Raw genomic sequence first — 9,383 nt, forward strand, 5'->3', positions numbered from 1 at the left:
GGATCCGTGGTTCTGCGGGAAAGGGCGTGCGGCGGGGTCACTCGCTCAGCTCCCGGTCGAGCAGGCCGAACAGCTCGTCGTCGGAGGCCGCCTCGACCCCGGCCAGGGCGTCGCCGCCGTCGGCCTGCTGCCGTCCCCCGGCGGGGTCGAGGACGCTGAGCGCGCCGCGCAGCGCCCGTACGAGCTCGGCCCGCTGCCGGTCGCCGTCGGTGCGGCCGGAGGCGGCCGACACCCAGACGTCCAGCGCCGCCGGGTCGAACACCGGCCGCTCCCCGTGCACGCGGTCGAGCAGGTACGCGGTGAGCTCCCGTACGGTCGGGTGGTCGAACAGCACGGTCGCCGGGAGCCGCTCGCCCGCCTCCTCGCCGAGCCGGTTGCGCAGCTCGATCGCCGTGAGCGAGTCGAGACCGAGATCGAAAAGCCCGCGGTCCTCGGGCACGCGCGCCCCGCCGGGCAGGCCGAGCACCTCCGCGACCCGGCTCGCGACGACGCCGCGGACCAGGGCCCTGGCCGCCTCCTCGTCCAGCCCGTCGAGACGCCGGGCCAGCGGCACGGCCCGTACGGCGGGCGCGGCGGGAGCGGGAGGAGCGAGATCGGCGAGCACCTCGGGCAGCTCGCCGTGCCGCCGGGCGAGCGCGGCCCGGTCGAACCGCGCCGGAACGAGCACGGCGGGGCCGGCCGCCAGCGCGTGGTCGAGCAGGCCGAGCGCCTCCTCCGTGTCCAGCGGGCGGACGCCCATCCGGTCGAGCCGGGCCCGCGCGGACGCGCTCAGCTCGGCGGCCATGCCGGCGCCGCTGTCCCACAGGCCCCAGGCGAGCGACAGGCCCGGCAGCCCGGCGGCCCGCCTGTGCCGGGCGAGCGCGTCCAGGAACGCGTTGGCCGCGGCGTAACCCGCCTGCCCCGCGTTGCCCAGCACCCCCGCGACGGACGAGAACAGCACGAACGCCCTCAGCGGCAGGTGCGCGGTGAGCCGGTGGAGGTTCCAGGCCGCGTCCACCTTCGGGCGCAGGACGCGGTCGAGCCGCTCGGGGGTCGTGTTCTCCAGCACGGCGTCGTCGAGCGCGCCCGCCGCGTGGACCACCGCGACGAGGTCGCCGGCCACCCCGGCGACCAGCGCCTCCGCCGCCACGGGGTCGGCCACGTCGCAGGCGGCCGTACGGACCTCGGCGCCGTCCCGTGCCGCCAGTTCCTCGGCGAGGGCGCGCAGCGCGGGATCGGCGTCGCCGCGCCGGCTCACGAGCAGGAGCCTGCGGGCTCGGTGGCGGGCGGCCAGGTGCCGCACGACCTCGCCGCCGAGCGCGCCGCCGGCCCCGGTGACCAGGACCGTGCCCGAGCCCAGGTCCGGCGCGTCGCCGGGGGCGCCGGTCAGGGCACGCAGGCGGGGACGTACGGCCTCGCCCCGGCGGAGGGCGAGCTGGCCGGGCCGGGCCGCCAGGGCGCGTGGCAGCTCGGCCTGCGACTCCGGACTGCCGTCGAGGTCGACTACGCCGACCCTGCCGGGAAACTCCTGGACCGCCGCACGGACGAGGCCCCACAGCGCCGCCCCGATCAGGCCGCTGAGATCGCCCGGCCCGCCGGAGCCGCCCGATCCCGAACCACTCATTGCCGGTGGTCCCTCGTCTCCGGTGGCTCCCCGGGTCACCACGACGAGGTGACCGTCGTCGGGCAGCCCGAGGACGGCCGCGCGCGCCGCGTCCAGGGCCGCGCGGACCGCCGCGCCCGGGCCGTCCGGGGACGCGGCGCGGCCGCCGGGGTTTTCGGCATGCCCGCCGTATGGGCCGGTGGGGTAGGTGACGACGGGGCAGGGCGCGTCGATGAGGAGCCCCTCGGGAGCCAGGACGACCGCCGGCCACCCGGACCCGGGCCCCCCGGAAGCGAGCGTGTCAGACGCGGGCGCGGCGTCGAGCGGGGCCGGGACCCAGACGACCTCGTACGGCCGCGGGCCGGCTCCGCCCGCGCTCCGCAGCGCTCGCTCCTCCACCGGGCGTACCCGGACCTCCGCCACCGACAGCACCGGGGCTCCCCCGGCGTCGGCCGCGTCGAGCGCGAACGTCTCCTCTCCGGTGTGCCGGATCCTGACCAGCAGCCTCTCCCCGGGCTCGGCGTGGAGGCGCACGCCGCGGAAGGCGTAGGGGACGGGGATGCGCCCCTCCGGCGGCTCCCCGGCGCCGACGATCCACGGATGCAGGGCCGCGTCGAGCAGCCCGGGGACGATCTCGCTCTCGACCTCGGCGTACAGCTCGTTCCCGGTCCGCCACATGGCGCGCAGGCCCTGGAACGCGGGGCCGTACGCGTAGCCGCGCGCCGCGAACTCGGCGTACGCGCCGGTCACGTCCACGGACGCGGCCTCGTGCGGGCGGCGGCCGGACCAGCCGGGCCCCGGATCGTCGTCGCCGAGCACCGCCTCGGCGTGCAGCGTCCACTCCCCGGCCCCGGAGGGACGGCCGTGGACGCGGACCCGGTCGCCGTCGACCGTGATCCGCAGGTGGACATCCCCTTCCGCGGGGATCGGCAGCGGGGAGCGCAGCTCCAGTTCCCGCACCCCGGCGGCGCCGTGCCGGGCCGCGAGCCGGGCGGTCACGTCGAGGAGGGCTGCGGCCGGGAGCACCGGGACCCCCGCCGGCGCGTGGTCGGCCAGCCAGGGCTGCCGCCCGGCCGACAGCACGCCGGTGTAGACGGTCTGCCCGCCGTCGGGGACGGTGACGGCGGCTTTGAGCAGCGGGTGGCCGGGATCGTCCGCGCCGACGCCGGTCGCGGTCGCGTCCGCAGCGGGGGCCGCGAGCCACAGGCGCTCGCGGCGGAAGGGGTAGGTGGGCAGCGGGACCACGGCGCCGCCGCCCAGCAGCGCCCGCCAGTCCCACGCGACCCCGGCCACGAAGGCGTGGGCCACGAACGTGTAGAGCGCCGTCACCTCGCCGGTCCCGCGGCCGAGCGCGGCCGCCGCGACGGCGTCCTCGCCCAGGTCGCACTGGCGGACCATCGCGGTGAGCGCCGCGTCGGGGCCGATCTCCAGGAAGCGGGCGGCGCCGAGGCCGCGCAGCCGCGCGACCGCGTCGGCGAAGCGCACGGTTCCCCGCACCTGCTCCGCCCAGTGGTCCGGCGACGCCAGCGTGCCGGCGCCGGCCTCCTCTGCGGTGAGCGTCGACACGAGCGTGCGGTGCGGGGGCGACGCGGCCAGGTCCGCGATCTCCGCCCGGAAGGGCGCCAGCATCGGCTCCATGCGGGCCGAGTGGAAGGCGTGGCTCACGGTGAGCCGCCTGGTCCGGTGCCCGCGCTCGGAGAGGATCGCGGCCAGCCTCTCCACGGGCTCGGCGTCTCCGGAGATCACCACCGAGCCGGGCGCGTTGACGGCGGCGACGTCCACGGGCGCCTCCGCCTCCCGCGCCAGCCGTTCCACCGTCGCCCGGTCGGCCTGCACGGCCACCATCAGGCCGCCTTCCGGCAGTTCCTGCATGAGCCGCCCGCGTGCGGCCACGAGCGCCGCCGCGTCCGGCAGGGTCAGCGCCCCGGCGACGTGCGCGGCGGCGATCTCGCCCACCGAGTGCCCCGCGAGGGCGTCGGCCGGCAGGCCCCACGACTCCAGCAGGCGGAAGAGGGCGACCTCCAGCGCGAACAGCGACGCCTGCGTGTAGCGGGTCCGGTCGATGAGCCCCGGCTCACCCTCCCCCGCGATCACCGCCGCCACGTCGACGCCGTCGATCCGGCGCAGCTCCTCGCGCACCTCGTCGAAGGCCCGCGCGTACGCCGGGAACGTCCGGTACAGCTCGGCGCCCATGCCGATCCGCTGGCCGCCCTGGCCGGCGAACAGCACGGCGGTCCGGCCGCGCACCGCCGTACCGGTGACGACGACGGGGAAGCCGTCGGCCGCCGGCCGCGTCCCCGCGACGAGGTGGTCGAGCCCGGCGATCAGCTCGGCCCGGTCCCGGCCGAGCACGACGGCCCGATGGTCGAACGCGGTGCGCGTGGTGGCGAGTGACAGGGCGACGTCGGCGATCCGCAGCCCGGGGTCGGCGAGCACGTGCCGCCTGAGCCGTGCGGCCTGCTCGCGCAGCGCCTCGGCGGTGCGGGCGCCGAGCACCCACGGCACGACCGGCGTTGCGGGCGTCTCCTCGTCGGGCGCGGCGGCGGGCGCCGGGGGCTCGTCGCCCATTTCGAGGATGACGTGGGCGTTGGTGCCGCTGATGCCGAACGAGGAGACCGCGGCCCGGCGCGGCCCGGGGGTGTCGGGCCAGGGGACCGGCTCGGCGGGCACGGTGACCGCGCCGCCTGACCAGTCGACGTGCTCGCTGGGCCGGGCCAGGTGCAGTGTGGCGGGCACCCGCCCGTGCCGCATGGCCAGCACCATCTTGATGATCCCGGCCACCCCGGCCGCCGCCTGGGTGTGGCCGATGTTCGACTTGACCGAGCCCATCAGCAACGGCGCGCGCCCGTCCCGGTCCCGGCCGTACGTGCCGAGCACCGCGCCCGCCTCGATCGGGTCGCCGAGCCGGGTGCCGGTGCCGTGGGCCTCAAGCACGTCGACGTCCGACGGCCGCAGACCGGCGCCGCGCAGGGCGGCCCTGATCACCCGCTCCTGGGCCGGGCCGTTGGGCGCGGTGAGTCCGTTGCTCGCGCCGTCCTGGTTGACCGCGGAGCCACGGACCAGGGCGAGCACGCGGTGGCCGTTGCGCCGCGCGTCGGAGAGTCGCTCCAGCACGAGCAGCCCGACGCCCTCGCCCCACGCCGTGCCGTCGGCGTCGGCGGAGAACGGCTTGCAGCGGCCGTCCGGCGCCAGCCCGCGCTGACGGCTGAACTCGACGAACGTGGCCGGGCTCGCCATCACGGTCGCGCCGCCGGCGAGGGCCAGGGCGCACTCGCCCAGGCGGAGGGCCTGCGCGGCCTGGTGGACGGCGACCAGGGAGGAGGAGCAGGCGGTGTCCACGGTCACCGCCGGGCCCTCGAGGCCCAGCGTGTAGGAGATGCGGCCGGACGCGACGCTGCCCGCGCTGCCGCTGACCAGGTAGCCCTCCAGGTCGCCGGCCGCGCCGCGGCGCTGGTGGACGCGCGCGCCGTAGTCGGAGTACATGACGCCGACGAACACCCCGCTCTGGGTGCCGCGCAGCGTCGCCGGATCGATCCCCGCGTCCTCGATCGCCTCCCAGGCCGTCTGCAGCAGCAGGCGCTGCTGCGGGCCGACGGCCAGGGCCTCCCGGTGGCTGATCCCGAAGAACTCGGGGTCGAACTCGGCGGCGTCGTGCAGGAACCCGCCGTACCGGGTGACCGACGTGCCCGGATGCTCGGGATCGGGGTCGAACAGGTCGGGGTCCCAGCCTCGGTCGGCGGGGAACTCGGTGATGGCGTCGGTGCCCGAGGCGAGCAGCTCCCACAGCTCCGCCGGTGTCCGTACGCCGCCGGGGAACCGGCAGGCCATGCCGACGATCGCGACGGCGTCGTCGTCCGGCCCGTACGGCTCCCGCGCCCCCTCGGCCTGGTCGCCGCGCGTGTCCGGGCCGGCGAGAAGGCCGTCCAGATGGGCGATCAGGGCCGCCGGGGTGGGGTGGTCGAACACCACCGTGGCGGGCAGGCGGACGCCGAGGTCGCCGCCGAGCCGGTTGCGCAACTCGACCGCGGTCAGCGAGTCGAACCCGAGATCGGTGAACGCCCGATCCGGATCGATCTCCGAGCCGCCGGCGTGCCCCAGCACGGCGGCCACCGCGTCGAGCACCGCCCGAGCGGTGTCCGGGCCTTCGGGCGGCACGCTGCCCGGCCCTTCGGGCCGAGCGCCGGGCCGTACGTCGGCTCGTACGGCGGCTCCTGCGGCGGGTCGTGCGTCGGCGGGGCGGATCCGCTCCCGCGCGGCCGGGAGGTCGAGACTGCCCGCCACCACGACGGGGGCGTCCAGCCGCAGGGCGCGGTCGAACAGGCCGAGCCCGTCGGCCGGGGCCATGGGCCGGATGCCGGCCCGCCCGAGCCGGGCGACGTCCCGCCCCGCCAGACCGCCGCTCATCCCGTCGCCGACGTCCCACAGGCCCCAGTGCACGGTCAGCCCGGGCCGGCCGGCCCGCCGCCTGCGCCACGCCACCGCCTCCAGCGCGGCGTTCGCGGCGGCGTACGCGCCCTGACCGGCCGTGCCGAGCACGCCGGCCACCGAGCCGAACAGCACGAACGCGTCGAGATCCGCGGCGCGGGTGGCCTCGTCGAGGGCGCGGGCGGCCGCGAGCTTGGCGTCGAGCACCCGCCGCAGGGCCTGCGCGGTGAGCCCTTCGATGACCGCGTCCTCCGCGACGCCCGCCGCGTGGACGACGCCCGTCAGCGGGCCGTCGAGGCCGCCGAGCAGGGCGGCCAGGGCCCGCGGGTCCGCCGGATCGCAGGCCCGTACGGCGACGGCGGCGCCGAGCGCGGTCAGTTCCGCCTGGATCGCTGCGGCGTCCGGATGGCGCTCGCCCCGGCGGCTCACCAGGAGCAGGTTCCGCACGCCGTGCCGGGTGACGAGGTGAGCGGCGATCCGCCGGCCGAGCGCGCCGAGACCGCCGGTCACGAGCACCGTGCCGCCCGCGGCGCTGCGGGGCCACAGCGGCGGCGTTCCGGAGGCCGGTGCCGCGGGCTCGGCGACGAGTCGCGGCACCAGCGGCGCTCCCCTGCGGATCGCGGCCTCGGGGAACGCCGCGCCGACCGCCGCGAGCAGCCCAGGATCGAGGTCCCCCGACGCAGCGTCTTCCCAGCCGGCGTCTTCCGGACCGATGTCTCCCGGGCCGGCGTCTCCCGGGCCGATGTCGAGCAGGGCGAACCTGCCGGGATGCTCGGCCCGGGCCGACCTGACCAGGCCCCACAGGGCGGTGGTGGACGGCCTCGCGTCCTCGGCGCCGTCCACGGCGAGACCACGCGTCAGCACCACCAGGCGGGCGTCACCCGCCGCGGGATCGGCGAGCCACCGCCGCAGCACCTCGCGGGCCGCGTCCAGCGCGGCGTACGGGTCGTCGTCGCGGTCGAGCCCGTCCAGCAGCACGAGCGGCGGCGGGTCTGCGGGGAGGTCACCGGCGAGGGCGAAGTTCCCGACCGGCTCGGGCGGTGCCGCCGGCTCCCAGGCCAGGCGGTACAGCGCGGCGGCGGCCGGGAGCGGGCGCAGCCGCAACCGCTCCACGGTCAGCACCTCGCGTCCGTCGTCGCCGATGAGGTCCACCCGGAACGCGTCGGAGTCCAGCGGAGTGAGCCGGGCGCGGACACGGGTGGGACTCGCTCCCGAAGGCCGGGCCGCCCCCGGCGCCGGACGATGCGCGCGGACGCCGCTCAGCGCGTACGGCACCCGCCGGGGGCCCTCGAGCCCGTCCAGCGAGAGCCCGTCCAGCGAGAGCGCGTGCAGTGCGGCGTCCAGCAGGGCCGGGTGCGCGGCGTACCCGGCGGCCTCGGTGCGCAGCGACGACGGCAGCGCCACCTCGGCGTACAGGTCGCCCTCGTCGCGCCAGGCGGAGACGAGCCCCTGGAACGCCGGGCCGTACTCGTAGCCGTGGTCGGCGAGCAACCGATAGGTGTCCTCGGGCGTACCCGGATCGAGGCGGGTGCCCGGACCCGACGCGACCGGCCGTCCGGGGAGGACCTCGTCCTCGGTGAGCGTGGCCGTGGCGTTGACGGCCCACTTCGCCGGTCCCTCGGCGCGGCTGCTGCGCACCGTGAGGTTCCCGTCCGCGGACACGGCCACCTGGAGACGGACCTCCGCCGTGCCCTCAAGCTCGATCGGCGCGTGCATCACGAACTCGCCGAGCGTCGGCCGGCCGGCCGTCGCGCCCACGGCGAGGGCCAGCTCGACCAGGGCCATGGCCGGGACCAGCACCCGCCCGCCCACCCGGTGGTGGGCCAGCCACGGCTGGCGGCGGATGGACAGCACGCCGGTGAACAGCCGGTCGCCGTCCGGCAGCTCCGCCGCACCGGCCAGCAGCGGGTGCGGGGACGTGTCCAGCCCGTACGCCGACGGCCGGTCGTCGTCCGCGGGCGGCAACAGCCAGTAGCGCCTGGTCTCGAACGGGTACGTGGACAGGTCCGTGAGCCGGCCGCCCTCCACGAGCGGCCCGAACTCGACCGGCACGCCCGACACGTGCAGGCGGGCCAGCGCCGCACGGAACGCCTCCGCGTCCGGACGGCCGGGCCTGAGCAGCGGCACCGCGACCGCCGTGCCGGCGGTCTTCGCGCCATCGGTCTCCGCGCCATCGGTCTCCGCGTCATCGGTCTCCGCGTCATCGGTCTCCTGGGCAAGCGCGGCGAGCGACCCGTCCGGGCCCAGCTCCGCGAACCGGGTCACGCCCGCCTCCCGCGCCGTGCGGACCGCGTCGGCGAACCGCACGGCGCCGCGCAGCTGCGCCACCCAGTAGTCCGGCGACGACATCTCCCGCTCCCCGGCGAGCTTCCCGGTCGCCGTGGAGACGACGGGCACCTGGGCGGGGCCGAACGTCAGCCCCGCCACCACCTGGCGGAACTCCTCCAGTACGCCGTCCATGTGGGCCGAGTGGAAGGCGTGGCTCACCTTGAGACGGGTGGCCTTGCGGCCGGCGGCCTTCCACCGCGCCGCGAGCCGGTCGACCTCGTCCGCGTCGCCCGAGAGCACCACCGACGCCGGTCCGTTGATCGCGGCGATCTCGACGCCACCGCCCGCCGACGCGGCCAGTTCGGCCGCCTCCTGCGGCGTGGCGGCGAACGCGGCCATGGCGCCGCCCTCCCTGGCCGACTGCATCAGCCGGCCGCGGGCGGCCACAAGCGCACAGGCGGAGGCGAGGTCGAGCACCCCCGCGACGTGCGCGGCGGCGAGTTCGCCGACCGAGTGCCCGATCAGGAAGTCGGGCCGCAGCCCGTACGACGCGGCGAGCCGGTGGAGCGCGACCTCCACCGCGAACAGCGCCGGCTGGGCGTACCGCGTCTGTCCCAGCCGCTCCGGGTCGGCCAGCAGGTCCCGCAGGGCGACACCGATGTGCGGCTCCAGCGACGCGGAGACCTCGTCGAACGCGGCGGCGTACACCGTGGAGGTCTCCAGCAGCCCGGCGCCCATGCCGGCCCGCTGCGCCCCCTGCCCGGAGAAGAGGAAGGCGAGCCGCTGGTCCGGCGCCGCGCGCCCGGTGGTCACCCCGGGGTGGCGCGCGCCGTCGCGGAGGGCGGCCAGCGCCTGAGCGGGGTCCCCCGCCGGGCCGGCGTCCACGACGGCCCGGTGCTCCAGCCGCGGCCTGCGGGTGAGGGTGTACGCGATGTCGCGCGGCTCGGCGGACCCGGCGGCGAGGGCGTCGTGCACGAGGCCCGCCTGGGCGCGGAGCGCGGTCTCCGTCTTCGCCGACAGCACGAACGGCACGCCCCCGCCGAGGTCCGCGCCCACCCCGCCGGGGACCTCGGTCGTCGTGTCCCCGGCCGCCGAGCCGGTGTCGGTT

General features: G+C 77.7%; 1 protein-coding gene. It reads right to left on the reverse strand.

The genetic code is table 11. The features are described from left to right. Positions 1-37 precede the first annotated feature (37 nt). Positions 38-9,331: a type I polyketide synthase gene (locus tag Msi02_RS39305; RefSeq protein ID WP_204052824.1), complete on the reverse strand. Its 9,294-nt coding sequence runs from the start codon at positions 9,329-9,331 to the stop codon at positions 38-40. Between the last annotated feature and the right edge of the window lie 52 nt (positions 9,332-9,383).

The organism is Microbispora siamensis (assembly GCF_016863095.1).
GTDB lineage: Bacteria > Actinomycetota > Actinomycetes > Streptosporangiales > Streptosporangiaceae > Microbispora > Microbispora siamensis.